Genomic DNA, 14,281 nt, shown 5'->3' on the forward strand with positions numbered 1-14,281 from the left:
GGTTCACCCGCGAAAGGGCCGGCCCAGCTGGCCAATCTCCACCCGCCGATCACCGTTGCCGCCACTACCGTATTCGCGGGTAAACCCGCTCCTACGCCCCAACCCCCGCTGTAGTCCGCAACCGCCCCTCGATCCGACGCTTCAGGCGCCGCTGCTCTATCAGCAACCGTGACCCATTGGCAGAATTGCTGCGGCTCCAGTCCTCCAGCAATTCAAGGCACGAGTGGTCGATATAACTCAGGTTCCCCAGCGGCACATGCAGCGTGGTGCCCGGCGGTACGGTATCCAGCACCTGGGTCAGCGCCGGCACCTTCAGGAAGGTCGCCGCGCCACTGAGGCGCAGTTCCATGTGCCCATCCTTGTCCAGGCTCACCAGGTTGATCTTCAACCGCGCCGCCTTGAACGCCAGCTTCAGCAAGGTCAGGGCAAAGCCCAGCAGCACACCGGTCAGCAGGTCGGTAAAGATGATCGCCAGCGCAGTCGCCGCATAGGTGAACATCGGCATGCGCCCATAACGGCCCAGCCCGCGAAACGCCTTGAAGTCGACCAGTTTGACCCCGGTAAACACCAGCACCCCCGCCAGGCTCGCCACCGGGATCTGCTGCAGCACGCTGCTCAGCGCCACCACGAAGGCCAGCAACCACAAGCCATGGAAGATTGCCGAGGCCCGGGTTTGCGCCCCCGCCTGGACGTTGGCCGAGCTGCGCACAATTACTCCGGTCATCGGCAGGGCACCCAGCACCCCGCACAGCATGTTGCCAATGCCCTGGGCCGACAGTTCGCGGTCGAAGTCCGAACGCTGGCCGCTGTGCATACGGTCTACTGCTGCAGCCGACAGCAAGGTTTCGGCGCTGGCAATGAACGCCAGGGCAAAGGCGGCGACCAGCAGGGCAGGGTCGGCCAGCTGCATCAGGTCCGCCGGACTAAGCCAGTCGATGGCCTCGGACAGGTCGGCCGGGACTTGCACGCGGTTCACCGGCAAGGCCAGCCACAGGCTGATGGCAGTCATGCTGGCCACGCCGAGTAATGCACCCGGCACGAAACGCAGCCGCTGCGGCCGCAAGCGCTCCCAGCCCCACATGATGGCGATGGTCCCCAGGCCCAGCGCACCGGCCATCCAGCCGGCGCCGGTGCTCTCCTGGGGCAGGGCAGCCGACAACGTTGCCGGGAACTCCAGCAGGTTCTGCAGGCCCGACGGTTGCGGCGCGGTGTCGAACATCACATGCACCTGCGAAAGCACGATCAACACGCCAATCCCGGCGAGCATGCCGTAAACCACCGCCGGCGCGGTCACGCGGAACCAGCAGCCCAGGCGCAGGCGACCGGCCAGCAACTGCAACAGGCCAGCCAGCAACAGGATTGGCCCGAGCATGGCCATGCCGTGCTGGCGTACCAGCTCGAACACCAGTACCGCCAGACCGGCAGCGGGGCCGCTGACCTGTAGCGGCGACCCAGCAAGGAAACCGACGACAATGCCGCCGATAATCCCAGTAATCAGGCCTTTTGCCGGCGGCATGCCAGAAGCGATCGCAATGCCCATGCACAACGGCAGGGCCACCAGGAAGACCACCACCGACGCCAGCAACTCACGCGGCAGGGCCGCTTTCAACTGTGTAATGTTCACCGTGTTTCTCCTTTCTCTAGTCGCACGGCCATTCCCCTGGCCGTGGGCACGTTTGCCCCTGACAATCGCGCAGGCGCGGGCCGCCAGCGAGCACGCCGGCAGGGCAGTCAGGGAATTCAAGGCAGCCGAATGCCGTGCCACACCCCTGCAGGGTGCAGCCGGCTATCAAGGTTCTAGCAGCGGACGGGTCGCTTAGTAGCGGCCTCTCGGAGTGGCGCAGGGAACGGGTTCACCCGCGGCCAAGGGCAGGAAGCTGTCGCTGGCGGCGTCGTAGGCTTCGATCTTGCTGGTCTCGATGTCGTACACCCAACCATGAATGAACAGCTCACCGGCCGCCAGGCGCGAGGCCACCGAAGGATGGGTGCGCAAGTGATGCAACTGGGCGATGACGTTCTCTTTGGTCAGCACTTGCATCGTCTCGTGTTCGCTGCCGCAGGAGCAGTTGTTCTCGACCACGGTGCGGGCCACTTCAGCGTGGCGCAACCAGGCGCCAACGGTAGGCATCTTGGTCAGCGACTGCGGATTGAGTACCGCACGCATGGCGCCACAGTCGGAGTGGCCACAGATGATGATGTGGTGAACTTTAAGCGCCATTACGGCGTACTCGATGGCGCTGGAAACACCGCCGTTCATCTGGCCATAAGGCGGTACCACGTTACCCACGTTACGGGTCACGAACAGGTCGCCTGGCGAGCTCTGGGTGATCAGCTCGGGAACGATGCGCGAATCGGCACAGGTGATGAACATGGCGCGTGGTGTTTGCGCGGTGGCGAGCTTCTTGAACAGCTCTTGCTGATCGGGGAAAACATCATGGTGAAAGCGCAGGAAGCCGTCGACGATGTGCTTGAGGGCAGCATCGGCGCTTTCCGCGGGGACCTGCGGTACGACCTTGGATGGGTCCTTGACGGGCATGATTCATCCTCTTGACGGTGTGTAGGTAAATCCATTTTACCGGTGAAAGATTCAGGCTATGCAGGGTTTTAGATGACACGCACGGGCCATAGATCACAGTCGGTGTGGACTTGTTACCTACGCTAGCGGGGAAAACTTAACTGAAACTTAATTCGAAGGCTCTAGAACGGGCGTTCCAGATGAAAAAGGCGGGAACTGGATAATAGCAAAAAAACATCAGCTGCCAATATGTATTAGCGCAATTATTGGTTGTTATTAGTTGTGTTGTGAGCAATGCGCAGCCCTTGGTGGGGCGGGTGCATGTCAGAACAGCGCCATCTGCCCACCCGGCGGGCAGAACGCCGAGCAATCCAGCGCCTGCGCATCTCGCCCTTCGAAGTCCAGCCGTTTCATTGCCCTGGCAAAGCGCTGCGCCAGCAACTCGGCAAACACCCCTTCACCACGCATGCGCACACCGAACCGGCTGTCATACAGCTCGCCACCACGGCTCTGGCGGATCAGGCTCAACACATGCGCTGCCCGCTGCGGGTAATGATCCTGCAACCACTGCTCAAACAACGGCGCCACCTCCAGCGGCAGCCGCAGCATCATGTACGCCGCACTTTGCGCACCGGCCTCCTTGGCAGCCTCCAACAGGCGTTCCAGCTCACTGTCGTTGATCATCGGAATCATCGGCGAACACAAAACACCCACCGGTACGCCCGCTTCACGCAATACCCGGATGGCCCTCAACCTCGCACCGGGTGAGGCCGCTCGGGGTTCGAGCACCCGTTTGAGGTCATCGTCCAGCGTGGTCAGGCTGATCATCACCCGTGCCAGGCGCTGGCGGGCCATCTCGGCCAGCAGGTCGAGGTCGCGCAGCACCAGCGAACCCTTGGTGACGATGGTCACCGGGTGACGAAAACGCAGTAACACTTCAAGCAAGCGCCGGGTCAGTAGCTGTTCCCGCTCGATAGGCTGGTACGGGTCAGTGTTGGAGCCCAGATTGATTGGCGCGCACACGTAGCCCGGTTTGCTCAACTGCTGTGCCAGCACCTCGGCGGCGTTGGTCTTGGCGATCAGCTTGGTCTCGAAATCCAGGCCAGGAGAAAGGTCCCAGTAGGCATGTGAGGGGCGGGCATAGCAGTAGATGCAACCATGCTCGCAGCCACGGTAAGGGTTGATGGAGCGATCGAAGGGCAGGTCGGGGGAGGTGTTGCGGCTAATCACCGACTTGGCTGTCTCGATCCGCACCTCGGTGCCCTGGGTTTGCGGCACTTCCTGGTACCAGCCATCATCTTCCGCCACCGAACGACCAGGGGCAAAGCGGTTGTGTGGGTTGTGCGCCGTGCCACGGCCCTTTTGCGGTGCTGGAGGAATCATGGCTCACCCGGATACTGTATTCATATACAGTATCGTGCATACCGGGATCTTACCAGCACCTCTGGTCTGACTACTTCAGGCCATGCCAGCGGAGATACGCTGCCTGGTTCGATTGCCGACCAAGGAACGCCTCGATGCCTTCGCGCAACGGACGCGATGCCCCTGGGGCGAACAGCGCTTCCTGCAGTGCCCGTCCCGTGGCCCGGTTCAACAGGCCCTCGGCCTCGAAGCGGGTGAACAGATCGAAGGCATGCACATCCGACCACAAGTAGGCGTAGTAACCAGCATCGTAGCCGTCCACAAGATGGTCGAAGGCGTGCGCCGGATGTTCGAAATCAGCGAGCGGCCAGTAGCCACAACGCTCGCGGGCATTACCCAACCGCTGTTCAAAGGACCTGCCATCGTTTGGAGTGGCATGCAGGTCCATGTCGAACAGCGCCAGGCTCAGATGACGCGCGATTTCCTCTACGCCCTGCTGCCGCAGCTGCTGCAGGCACTTATCGGCCTGCTTGCGGGTTAATTGGCTGCCATCGCGCGCGTGCGCCGAGATCGCCACCAGGTAGTCCGCATCCCAGACCCAACGCTCGAACAGCTTGCCGAACAACTCCACACCATCGGTGCCCAGCTCGGTCACGTTGGACATGACGTGGTTCGTCGTACGCACCAGCAAGTGGTGCAGGGCATGGCCGAATTCATGGAAAAGCTTGCGCAATGACAGGTGGTCGAGCAACGGCTGGAAACCGGGCGGCGCTTGCGGCACATCACTGAAAACTACCACCGAGGCTGCGTGGTAGATACCCTCTGCATCGACCCGGCGATTCCTTACGTAGGTGGTGAACACCGCGTCTGGCTGCTTGCCTGCGTGCTGCACGGCATCCAGATACAAAAAACCAATGAAAGCACTGTCCTGCCACACCTCGAACGGCTGCACGCTGTCATCCCAGGCAGCCAGCGCTTTGGGCTGCAGCACTACACCAAACAGCTTCTGCGCCAATTGCTGCAACGCACTGACAACGGTATTCAGCGGGAAGTAATCGCGCAGCGCTGCGGTAGGAAACTCACTGCGCGAAGCACGCTGCAGGTACTCGAAATCCCAGGGTTGGGGTTTCCCCAAGCCCTGCTCGGCAGCACGGCCCTCCACCTGCGAACGCCACTGCAACATGGCGGGTCGCACATGATCGGCCAGATCGTGGAGAAAGCCGCACACATGCGCTACCGAACCCGCACTCTTTACCTGCAAGCTCTGCTCCAGATGGCTGGGAAAACCGAGCAGCAGGGCCTTCTCCTCAAGCAATTGCGCCAGTCGCTGCAGATGCGAGCGGTTGTCCTGTTGCGGATCATGGCTGACGCCACGGGCGTGAAAAGCCCGGTACACACGCTCACGGAGCTGTCGGCTGTCAGCATGCTTGAGCACCTCACTAGTAGTCACCGTGTCACAGGCAATCAACCACCCCTGCTTACCTGCTTCTTTTGCTCGTGCAGCCAGTTCGTCGCGTACCCGCTGTGGGATGCCGCTCAGCTCGGCTTCATCGGTGATACTCAGGCCTGGCCGGTAGATGTTGCTGCGAAACGCCTTGCGTGCAGTGCCAATCTGCGCCTGAAGGTCTGCCAGACGCGCTTTGCCTGCGGTGTCGAGTAACGCCCCGCTAGCGACGAACTTGTCCAGGTGCCAACGCAAGGTGGCGCGCTTCCCGGCGTCCAGTTGCTTGCCGATGTCACTCTTGGCCAAGCGCTCATACAAATCATGCAGCCCACTGTTGGCGAATTTCTGTTCGAAGCGTGCCGTCGCTCTACCGTAGACATCGGTGATGGCGTTGGGCCCAGTCCATGTTCCGGCCGACCAGTGGTGAGGCGCCATACAGCACTGCCAGCAGCCGGCTATCCAGCCCATCTACGGCCAGCACCATGTCATCCCAGGTGGGCATGGCCCGCTGATCAATGATGATGCGTTCGACCCCTTTCTCGTGTGCCAGCAGCACGTGATCGAACGCCGCCTGCATGTTCTCAAGGGTGATTGAAGAGTAATCAACGGGGATATGGCTATTTTGCAGAAGTGGGTTGTCCATGGCGCGTCACCTTGCTCGTAGTAGGAGCAGGAGAGCTTGCAGGGCCAACGTGCGCCAGGTGGCCTGACTATCTAACACCTGTACAGGCCTGCCCGGGCATTGCACCCGGGCGGCACGACAGCTTTATTCAGCCGGTTTTTTCAGCTTCGGATTCGGGAAGAACTGCACGGTTTGCACCTTGGCCGGCGCGGCTTTCGGCGCCAGGTGGTTGACCCGGGTGCCCAGTTCCTTCGGCACCGACAAGCCCTGCTCGTTGAGGGTGTCGGTAAAGCCGCAAGCCACACACTCGCGGTGCGGTACGCCGTCTTCGTTCCACATCATCAGCTTGTCCGGCTCGCTGCACGCCGGGCACACGGCACCGGCAATGAAGCGCTTCTTGGTCTTGTTCACAGCTACCTCACTCATGCTGCAGCGTCCTCGGTGAGACCACTGTGGCGCAGCAATGCATCGATGGAAGGCTCACGGCCACGGAAGTCGACGAACAGCTCCATCGGCTCGCGCGAACCACCACGGGCCAGGATCGCCTCGCGGAAGGCGCGGCCGGTCTCGGCGTTCAGCACGCCTTCTTCCTCGAAGCGCGAGAAGGCGTCAGCCGACAGCACTTCGGCCCACTTGTAGCTGTAGTAGCCCGCCGCGTAACCGCCCGCGAAAATGTGCGCAAAGCTGTTGGGGAAGCGGTTGTAAGCCGGCGGGCGCATGACCGACACCTCGTCACGCACACCTTCGAGCACCTGCAATACGCTGCGGCCGTCGCCATGGCTCGCATGCAGCTCGAAATCGAACAGCGAGAACTCCAGCTGGCGCACCATCATCATGCCCGACTGGAAGTTTTTCGCGGCCAGCATCTTGTCCAGCAGGTCCTGGGGCAGGGCGGCGCCGGTTTCGTAGTGACCAGAAATCAATGCCAGGCCTTCCGGCTCCCAGCACCAGTTTTCCATGAACTGGCTTGGCAGCTCGACCGCATCCCAGGCCACGCCGTTGATGCCGGACACGCCGGCATGCTCGATGCGGGTCAGCATGTGGTGCAGGCCGTGACCGAACTCGTGGAACAGGGTGGTGACTTCATCATGGGTCAGCAATGCGGGCTTGCCGGGCGCGGCCGGGGTGAAGTTGCACACCAGGTTGGCCACCGGGCTCTGCAGCTGGCCGCCGGCAGTGCGGCGACGGTCACGGGCGCCGTCCATCCAGGCGCCACCACGCTTGTTGGCGCGGGCGTACAGGTCGAAGAAGAAACGGCCAACGTGCTGACCATTTTCCTTGATCTCGAACAGGCGTACGTCCGGGTGCCAGCTGTCGAAGCCCTTGAGCTCGGCGATTTCGATGCCGTACAGGCGCTGCACGATGCTGAACAGGCCGCCCAGCACCTTGTCGATCGGGAAGTAGGCGCGCAGGGCTTCCTGCGACACGCTGTAGCGCTGCTCGCGCAGCTTCTCGCCAAAGTAGCCGGCGTCCCAGCTGGCCAGCTCGGGGCAGCCTTGTTCGGCAGCGTAGGCCTTGAGCTGTTGCAGGTCCTGGGCGGCGAACGGCTTGGAACGCTTGGCCAGGTCACGCAGGAAGCTCAGCACCTGGTCGCTGGACTCGGCCATCTTGGTGGCCAGGCTCAGCTCTGCGTAGTTCTTGTAGCCCAGCAGTTCGGCCAGCTCCTGGCGCAGGTCGAGGATTTCGCGCATCACCGGGCCATTGTCGAACTGGCCGGCATTCGGGCCCTGGTCGGAGGCGCGGGTGCAGTAGGCGGCGTATAGCTCTTCGCGCAGGGCGCGGTCGCTGGCGTAGGTCATCACCGCGTAGTAGCTGGGGAACTCGAGGGTGATCAGCCAGCCGTCCAGGCCCTTGGCCTGGGCGGCAGCGGCCATCTGCGCCTTGGCCGAATCGGTCAGGCCGGCCAGCGCAGCTTCGTCGGTAACATGCTTGGTCCAGGCCTGGGTGGCGTCAAGCAGCTGATTGGAGAAACGGCTGCCCAGCTCGCTGAGCTTGCTCTGCACTTCGGCGTAACGCTGCTGCTTGTCCGCCGGAAGGTCGATACCCGACAGGCGGAAGTCACGCAGGGCGTGCTCGAGGATAGTCTTTTGCGCCACGTCGAAGCCGGCAGCCTCAGGGCTGTCGATCAGCGCCTGGTAGGCTTCGAACAGCGCGCGGTTCTGGCCCAGTTCGGTAGAGTAGGCACTCAGGGCTGGCAGGCAAGACTCGTAAGCCTCGCGCAGCTCGGCGCTGTTGCACACCGCATTGAGGTGGCTGACCGGGCTCCAGGCGGCGCCCAGGCGGTCGTTCAGTTCGTCCATGGCCAGCACCAGGCCGGCCCATGTAGGGTTCTTGCCCTGCTTTTCAAGGATCTCGGCAATGGCTTTACGGTTGTCGGCCAGGATCGCTTCGATCGCCGGCAACACGTGTTCGGCACGAATTTGCGAGAAGGGCGGCAGATCGTGGGATTGCAGAAGCGGGTTGTTCGCAGTCACGGTTTGGATACCTTGGCAGAAGAAACACTGCCCCATCTTAATTACAATCGACGCCGACCGCAGCAGGCAGCCTGCCTATCGGCACAGATGAGAGACGCTATCATGGCCATTCGCAGCTTCCAGCAACACACTCCGAAAGTTGGGCCCAGGGCCTTCGTCGACCGTTCGGCGGTGGTGCTGGGCGACGTGGAGATCGGTGAAGACAGTTCGGTCTGGCCGTTGACCGTGGTGCGCGGCGACATGCACCGCATCCGTATTGGCGCGCGCACCAGCGTGCAAGACGGCAGCGTGCTGCACATTACCCACGCCGGGCCTTTCAACACGGACGGTTTCCCGCTGATCATCGGCGACGAAGTGACCATCGGGCACAAGGTGATGCTGCATGGCTGCACCCTGGGCAACCGTATCCTGGTGGGTATGGGCAGCACCATCATGGATGGTGCCATCGTCGAGGACGAAGTAATCATTGGCGCCGGCAGCCTGGTGCCGCCGGGCAAACGCCTGGTCAGTGGCTACCTGTACATGGGCAGCCCGGTGAAACAGGCCCGGCTGCTGAACGACAAGGAGCGCGCATTTTTCTCCTACAGCGCCGGCAACTACGTGAAGCTCAAGGACCAGCACCTGGCCGAAGGCTACGATCAACCTGAATGACCGCATTCGCGGGCATGCACGCCCCCGCAGGTTGAGTGGCCCCTTCAAGGCCTGCGCTGTACCTGTGGGAGCGGGCATGCCCGCGAATAAGGCCACGCAGCACTCAAGTGGAACCCTGTACATGCACCAGCAAAACATCCTCTTCGACCTCGACGGCACCCTGACCGACCCACGCCTGGGCATCACTCGCTCGATCCAGTACGCCCTGGCCAAGCTGGGCATCGACGAACCGGACCTGGCCCGCCTCGAACACTTCATCGGCCCACCCCTGCTGCAGGCTTTCATGCAGTTCTACAGCTTCGACGAAGCCAAGGCCTGGGATGCGGTGAACTTCTACCGGGAGCGCTTCCGCGTGACCGGTCTATACGAGAACCTCGTGTTCGAAGGTGTGCCAGAGTTGCTTGAGGCCCTGAACGGTCAGGGCCGCACGCTGTACATTGCCACCTCAAAACCGTGGGAGTTCGCCCGCGAAATCGCCCGGCATTTCGCCTTCGATCATCACTTCAAGGTGATCTACGGCAGTGAACTGGACGGCACGCGCACCAACAAGGTCGAGCTGATTCGCCATTTGCTGGATGAAGAAGGGCTGGACCCGGCGCAAACCCTGATGATCGGGGACCGCAAGCATGACCTGATCGGCGCACGCAGCAACGGGCTGCAGGCTGTCGCGGTGGGATACGGGTTTGGCAGCCGGGAAGAGCTGATGGCAGAAGAACCCGCTTTCCACTTCGCCACGGTAGCCGATTTGCATCAGGCTTTTAGCAAGGCTTGAGCGCCAGCAGAGCTGCTTTGCAGCCGGCCCTCCCACCTCGAGCGGCGTGCGCAGGGCCTTTGTGGGAGCGGCCTTGTGTCGCGATGGGCCGCAAAGCGGCCCCAAAATCTCAAAGGCTAACCATCAGACGCTGCAGCGCCGCTTTCCTTTCTTCAATCGGCAACCGCCCCAAATGCGCGACCCGCTCGTAGAACCGAACCCAATCTCCCCCCACCTCACGAAACAGCGCCGCAAACGCCGGCACCCACTGGTCATATAGCCCGAACGGCAACAACTTGGCATTATTCATCGGCCCATACATCCAGGCGTCATAGCGCTTGTCACCACCCCACTGGCCATCACGCACCTGCCGGTATTCACGCCTCAAACGCTCAAACTCGGCCTGCTTGGCCCGACGCTTGTGTGCATCATCCAACGGCCCCGCATAAATCGCCTGCAATCGCTCACGGCTGGCCAACACCAGGCGGATAAATTGGTCGCGCTGCTTTCCCTGATCCCCGCCAACCGCCGCCAGCCCGCGCGCCGCACGCCATTGCCGCGTGCCTTCCTGCTCGACGAACGAGGCAAACGACTCATTGAACTCGGTATCGTCCTGCACATAGAAGCGCTGGTGGGCCAATTCATGAAAGATCAACGTAGCCAGGCGCTCATCGCCCCAGCCCACCATCGACGACAAAATCGGGTCATCGAACCAACCCAGGGTCGAATAAGCTTCCACGCCGCCCACGTACACATCCAGGCCATCCTGACGCATCAACGCCGCAGCGCCTCGCGCCGCGCCTTGCTGGTAGTAGCCGCGGTACGCCACGCACCCGGCAATCGGAAAGCAGTGCGTTACCGGTTGCAACGACAACTCGGGCGTGGCGAACACATTCCACACCACGTAGCGGCGGCCAAGGTCGGCGTATACCCGGTAGCTGCGGTTGTCTGGCAGTTTCAATTGCTGGCTGGCAAACGCCCGCGCCTGTTCGGCCTGTTGCAGGTGCGCGCGCAAGGGGGCAGGGGTAGCAGGGTCGGCCAATACCTGCTCTACAGGCTGCCGTGCCCGCAGCAACTGCCACTGGCCCTGGGCCAGCTGCCCGTAGTAGGCGACATTGCTGCAACCGTTCAGCAGGAGCGCCGCAACCAGCGGAACCAAACGGGTGAAAATGCGGTCGAGTGCCCCAAGGCCTGAGCGCTGCATAAGAAAAAGTCGAAGCATCCGGGACTGTCTGACTCGCTCAAGACCATTTCGCTCCAAGACTATCTCGCCAAGGGGGAGTTTCGCCATGCGCGCATTATTGGTCGCCGGATCACTGTTGTTGATCTCTGCCTGTTCAACATTGCCAGACCCAGACCCGAACCAGGCCTGGATCGACCTCACCCGCTACGACAATACGTCGCTGGACGCCGTGCAGGTAGATGAGCGTGACTGGGGTGACAGCCGCTATTTCGAGGTTCAACCCGGCAGCCACGAACTGACCGTGCGCTATCAGTTTCCGGTTAACCCCAGCAATATCGGCCCCGTCGAGGAGCCATTGTGGCGCGATTGCCAGGTCAAGCTGACCTTCAAGGACTTCAGCGCCGGGCAGCGTTATCAGCTGCAAGCCGGCAGCATTGGCTTTCGCCCTTGGATAAAACTCTACGACCACCAGCAAAAACTGCTGGGTCAAGGGCTGCCGGCGGGTTGTCAGCGCACCTGAACCGCACAAACGGCGCTATGCTTGTTACTTGTAAATCGCAAGTGGGAGTTTTGCCATGCGCCAGCCCATGATGCTGATCGCCCTCAGTACACTGGGGGCTTGCGCCAGCCCCTTGCCGCCCGTCGACCCCAAGCAGGCCTGGGTCGATCTATACACCATGACCCCCGGTCGGGTGATCATGGCCGACCGCCTCGACGGCAAGCGCCTGGACGATGGCCGTTACTTTCAGGTGACACCGGGCAAGCATGAACTGGTGGTGCGCTTCGATTATGAAATCTACTCGGGCGGCCTCATGTCACAACCCAGGGACCGAACCTGCTACCTGACCGTCCGCTTTGACAACTTCAAGGCCGGCGAGCGCTATCGCCTGGAAGCGCGGGCGCCGGTGATGGAGCCGCAGGTGCTGCTGTATGACGCCAACCGCAAGGTGGTGGTGAACGAGCCTAGCGAAGTGTTCTGCATCCCGTGAATGTGGGGCTGCTTCGCAGCCCCGGGCCCTGATGCTTATCGATCGTTCTTCTGATAAATGATCTTCTTCGTCCCGCCATCGCAGGTCCCGACGACCATGTTCTGGTCCTTGACCTCGCTGTTGGGCACGATCTCCAGCGTATAGGACGAAACCCCTTGGGCCTGGATCTTGGCCTCGATCTCGGTTTTCAGCTCTTCGCATGGCTTGACGGCCGCCAGCGCAGACGTGGCGACAAGGGAAGCCAACACAGCGATAGCTACGCGAATCATGGAACGGCTCCTGGAAAGGGCAGTGGCGCTGCCGACGTTCTTTAGACTACAGCAAACCACCACCGTTGCACCGTTTCAGCCCACCAACGCCGCATCCAGGCTGATCTTCGCATTCAAAACCTTGGACACCGGGCAGCCTTCCTTCGCTTTGTTGGCAATCTCCAGGAATTGAGCCTCGCTGGCCCCCGGTACCTTGGCCCTGAGCACCAGGTGCACAGCAGTAATGGCAAACCCGTCAGCTTGCTTGTCGAGCGTCACCTCTGCAGCCGTGTCGATCCGCTCTGCGGTAAGCCCCGCCTCGCCGAGCATCATGGATAGCGCCATCGAGAAGCAACCGGCATGGGCCGCGCCAATCAGCTCCTCCGGGTTGGTGCCGGGCGTGCCCTCGAAACGTGTGTTGAAGCCATAAGGGTTCTGCTTGAGTGCGCCGCTTTCGGTAGAAAGCAGACCTTTTCCATCCTTCAGGCCACCTTGCCAGATCGCCGATGCTGTCTTTTTCATGATGCCTCCTGGTCACTGGGTTGCTTACCTAGGGTTCAGAGGCCTGCCGCCTGCCGCAAGTTCAGCGCAATATGCTTGCAGGCATTGAATCCAACGAACGCGCCCATACAGAGTAAAAAAGGCCTCTGGCCAATCACTTTTGCGGAGGCTCCATGACGCAGCTGCGTGACCTGAAGATTTCCACCCTGGACCTGGTGCCCGTACGCGCCGACGCTGGCCCCGCGCAATCGCTGCGCAACTCGCTGGACCTGGCGCAACATGTCGAGCGCTTTGGCTATAACCGCTTCTGGGTGGCCGAGCACCACAACATGGACGGCATCGCCAGTTCGGCGACATCGGTGCTGATCGGCTACCTGGCCGGTGGCACCTCACGTATTCGCGTGGGCTCTGGCGGAGTGATGCTGCCCAACCATGCGCCACTGGTGATCGCCGAGCAGTTCGGCACCTTGGCCAGCCTGTATCCGGGGCGTATCGACCTTGGCCTGGGCCGTGCACCGGGTTCGGACCAGATGACGGCCTATGCCCTGCGACGCGACCGCGCTGGCGGCCCGGACGACTTCCCGGACGATGTCGAGGAGCTTTCGCGCTACCTCGGGCCACGCACTGATGATCAAAAAGTGATCGCCGTACCGGGGTACGACACCGACGTGCCGATGTGGTTGCTGGGATCCAGCCTGTTCAGTGCCCAGCTGGCTGGCATGCGCGGCATGCCCTACGCCTTCGCCTCGCATTTCGCGCCACGCTACATGCACGAAGCCATTCGCGTGTATCGCAACCATTTCAAGCCCTCGACCACGCTGGACAAGCCGTATGTGATGCTGGGCATTCCCATGGTGGTGGCGCAGACCGACGAGAAGGCCGAATACCTGGCCACCTCGGTCTACCAGCGCATCCTGGCGCTGATTCGTGGACAGAGCCTGATGCAGAAGCCACCCGTGGAAAGCATGGAGGGGCTGTGGTTGCCCCATGAGCGAGAGACGGTGGGCAGCTTCCTGGGGCTGGCCATGATCGGCAGCCCGCAGAAGGTAAAGGCCAAGGTAGAAGTGCTGCTGGAACAGACGGGTGCAGATGAGCTGATCTTTACCTGTGATCTGTATGAGCATGCGGACCGCATTCGGTCATATGAGCTGATGGCGCAGGCCCTCAAGACCGAGTGACCCTCGTCGCGGGCTCGCCCGCTCCCATAGGTTGACTGTGGAAGCGGGCAAGTCCGCGAAAGGGCAAACGCATCAGCCGCGGCGGTAAACAATCTCCTTGGTCCCGGCCTCACAGCTACCAATGACCTTGCCCGCCGGGTCGCCTTTCTTGACGATCTCCAGCTTGTAGCCAGTGACGCCCTTGGCATCCAGCTTGGCCGCAATTTCCGCCTTCAGCTCCTCGCACGGTTTGCCCGCTGCCAGCGCACCACCGGCCAGGGTCATCAGGCCCAGCGCCAGAATCAGTTTGTTCATCACTCGCGTTCCTTGTGCAGATGAAATCAGAAGGGGCCCCACCAAGGCGCCCCTTTTCTGAATACCTCA

Annotated in this window: 14 protein-coding genes and 1 pseudogene; 5 read left to right on the top strand and 10 right to left on the bottom strand. The window is 61.8% G+C overall.

What is annotated here, in order from left to right:
- Window positions 1-91 precede the first annotated feature (91 nt).
- From QYE47_RS00005 to prlC, 6 genes and pseudogenes are all read right to left on the bottom strand, one after another.
- Window positions 92-1,624 (bottom strand): SulP family inorganic anion transporter, encoded by a 1,533-nt coding sequence (locus QYE47_RS00005; protein ID WP_014589240.1) that lies wholly within the window; start codon window positions 1,622-1,624, stop codon window positions 92-94.
- A 192-nt stretch (window positions 1,625-1,816) separates the two neighbouring features.
- Window positions 1,817-2,536, bottom strand: a complete 720-nt coding sequence (locus QYE47_RS00010; protein ID WP_003253046.1) for a carbonic anhydrase — start codon at window positions 2,534-2,536, stop codon at window positions 1,817-1,819.
- Between the two features lie 303 nt (window positions 2,537-2,839).
- Window positions 2,840-3,898: a PA0069 family radical SAM protein gene (locus QYE47_RS00015; protein WP_019436841.1), complete on the bottom strand. Its 1,059-nt coding sequence runs from the start codon at window positions 3,896-3,898 to the stop codon at window positions 2,840-2,842.
- Between the two features lie 70 nt (window positions 3,899-3,968).
- Window positions 3,969-5,964: pseudogene (locus QYE47_RS00020) on the bottom strand (M3 family metallopeptidase).
- Between the two features lie 123 nt (window positions 5,965-6,087).
- Window positions 6,088-6,369, bottom strand: coding sequence for a YheV family putative zinc ribbon protein (locus QYE47_RS00030; protein WP_010951500.1), 282 nt, complete (start codon window positions 6,367-6,369; stop codon window positions 6,088-6,090).
- Complete coding sequence (gene prlC / locus QYE47_RS00035) at window positions 6,366-8,417, bottom strand: oligopeptidase A (RefSeq protein WP_014589237.1); 2,052 nt, start codon at window positions 8,415-8,417, stop codon at window positions 6,366-6,368. Before prlC ends, QYE47_RS00030 begins: the two co-directional genes overlap by 4 nt.
- A gap of 102 nt (window positions 8,418-8,519) precedes the next feature.
- Here prlC and QYE47_RS00040 point away from each other — a divergent pair, with 102 nt between their 5' ends.
- Window positions 8,520-9,068, top strand: a complete 549-nt coding sequence (locus QYE47_RS00040; RefSeq protein ID WP_014589236.1) for a gamma carbonic anhydrase family protein — start codon at window positions 8,520-8,522, stop codon at window positions 9,066-9,068.
- Window positions 9,069-9,189: 121 nt separating this feature from the next.
- Window positions 9,190-9,840, top strand: a complete 651-nt coding sequence (locus tag QYE47_RS00045; RefSeq protein ID WP_014589235.1) for an HAD family hydrolase — start codon at window positions 9,190-9,192, stop codon at window positions 9,838-9,840.
- A 109-nt stretch (window positions 9,841-9,949) separates the two neighbouring features.
- Here QYE47_RS00045 and QYE47_RS00050 read toward each other — a convergent pair whose 3' ends face one another.
- Complete coding sequence (locus QYE47_RS00050; protein WP_070383332.1) at window positions 9,950-11,023, bottom strand: aminopeptidase; 1,074 nt, start codon at window positions 11,021-11,023, stop codon at window positions 9,950-9,952.
- A gap of 85 nt (window positions 11,024-11,108) precedes the next feature.
- Between QYE47_RS00050 and QYE47_RS00055 the strand changes: the two genes are divergently transcribed.
- Window positions 11,109-11,522: a hypothetical protein gene (locus tag QYE47_RS00055; RefSeq protein WP_014589233.1), complete on the top strand. Its 414-nt coding sequence runs from the start codon at window positions 11,109-11,111 to the stop codon at window positions 11,520-11,522.
- Between the two features lie 55 nt (window positions 11,523-11,577).
- Complete coding sequence (locus QYE47_RS00060; protein WP_010951495.1) at window positions 11,578-11,991, top strand: lipoprotein; 414 nt, start codon at window positions 11,578-11,580, stop codon at window positions 11,989-11,991.
- A 35-nt stretch (window positions 11,992-12,026) separates the two neighbouring features.
- On the opposite strand, the gene QYE47_RS00065 is transcribed toward QYE47_RS00060, so the two are convergent.
- Both QYE47_RS00065 and QYE47_RS00070 read right to left on the bottom strand, forming a co-directional pair.
- Window positions 12,027-12,260 carry a DUF1161 domain-containing protein gene (locus QYE47_RS00065; RefSeq protein ID WP_003253067.1) on the bottom strand — a complete coding sequence of 78 codons (234 nt, stop codon included), beginning with the start codon at window positions 12,258-12,260 and terminating at the stop codon, window positions 12,027-12,029.
- Window positions 12,261-12,335: 75 nt separating this feature from the next.
- Window positions 12,336-12,761: an OsmC family protein gene (locus QYE47_RS00070; protein WP_003253070.1), complete on the bottom strand. Its 426-nt coding sequence runs from the start codon at window positions 12,759-12,761 to the stop codon at window positions 12,336-12,338.
- 152 nt (window positions 12,762-12,913) lie between these two features.
- Here QYE47_RS00070 and QYE47_RS00075 point away from each other — a divergent pair, with 152 nt between their 5' ends.
- Window positions 12,914-13,918: an LLM class flavin-dependent oxidoreductase gene (locus QYE47_RS00075; protein WP_014589232.1), complete on the top strand. Its 1,005-nt coding sequence runs from the start codon at window positions 12,914-12,916 to the stop codon at window positions 13,916-13,918.
- A 72-nt stretch (window positions 13,919-13,990) separates the two neighbouring features.
- Here the strand turns inward: QYE47_RS00075 and QYE47_RS00080 are convergent, their stop codons facing one another.
- The gene (locus QYE47_RS00080) at window positions 13,991-14,212 is read right to left on the bottom strand and encodes a DUF1161 domain-containing protein (protein ID WP_003253075.1); all 222 of its coding nucleotides are present in this window, start codon (window positions 14,210-14,212) and stop codon (window positions 13,991-13,993) included.
- Window positions 14,213-14,281 lie beyond the last annotated feature (69 nt).

It is taken from the genome of Pseudomonas sp. 2,4-D, from assembly GCF_030418155.1.
In the GTDB taxonomy this organism is placed as follows: domain Bacteria; phylum Pseudomonadota; class Gammaproteobacteria; order Pseudomonadales; family Pseudomonadaceae; genus Aquipseudomonas; species Aquipseudomonas alloputida.

Excerpts from the sequence above, each read along its gene's own strand:
- QYE47_RS00010 (WP_003253046.1), bottom strand. The coding sequence starts at position 2,536 with ATGCCCGTCAAGGACCCATCCAAGGTCGTACCGCAGGTCCCCGCGGAA.
- QYE47_RS00015 (WP_019436841.1), bottom strand. The coding sequence starts at position 3,898 with ATGATTCCTCCAGCACCGCAAAAGGGCCGTGGCACGGCGCACAACCCA.
- QYE47_RS00030 (WP_010951500.1), bottom strand. The coding sequence starts at position 6,369 with ATGAGTGAGGTAGCTGTGAACAAGACCAAGAAGCGCTTCATTGCCGGT.
- QYE47_RS00070 (WP_003253070.1), bottom strand. The coding sequence starts at position 12,761 with ATGAAAAAGACAGCATCGGCGATCTGGCAAGGTGGCCTGAAGGATGGA.
- QYE47_RS00065 (WP_003253067.1), bottom strand. The coding sequence starts at position 12,260 with ATGATTCGCGTAGCTATCGCTGTGTTGGCTTCCCTTGTCGCCACGTCT.
- QYE47_RS00080 (WP_003253075.1), bottom strand. The coding sequence starts at position 14,212 with ATGAACAAACTGATTCTGGCGCTGGGCCTGATGACCCTGGCCGGTGGT.
- QYE47_RS00045 (WP_014589235.1), top strand. The coding sequence starts at position 9,190 with ATGCACCAGCAAAACATCCTCTTCGACCTCGACGGCACCCTGACCGAC.
- QYE47_RS00050 (WP_070383332.1), bottom strand. The coding sequence starts at position 11,023 with ATGCAGCGCTCAGGCCTTGGGGCACTCGACCGCATTTTCACCCGTTTG.
- QYE47_RS00055 (WP_014589233.1), top strand. The coding sequence starts at position 11,109 with ATGCGCGCATTATTGGTCGCCGGATCACTGTTGTTGATCTCTGCCTGT.
- QYE47_RS00040 (WP_014589236.1), top strand. The coding sequence starts at position 8,520 with ATGGCCATTCGCAGCTTCCAGCAACACACTCCGAAAGTTGGGCCCAGG.
- QYE47_RS00075 (WP_014589232.1), top strand. The coding sequence starts at position 12,914 with ATGACGCAGCTGCGTGACCTGAAGATTTCCACCCTGGACCTGGTGCCC.
- QYE47_RS00060 (WP_010951495.1), top strand. The coding sequence starts at position 11,578 with ATGCGCCAGCCCATGATGCTGATCGCCCTCAGTACACTGGGGGCTTGC.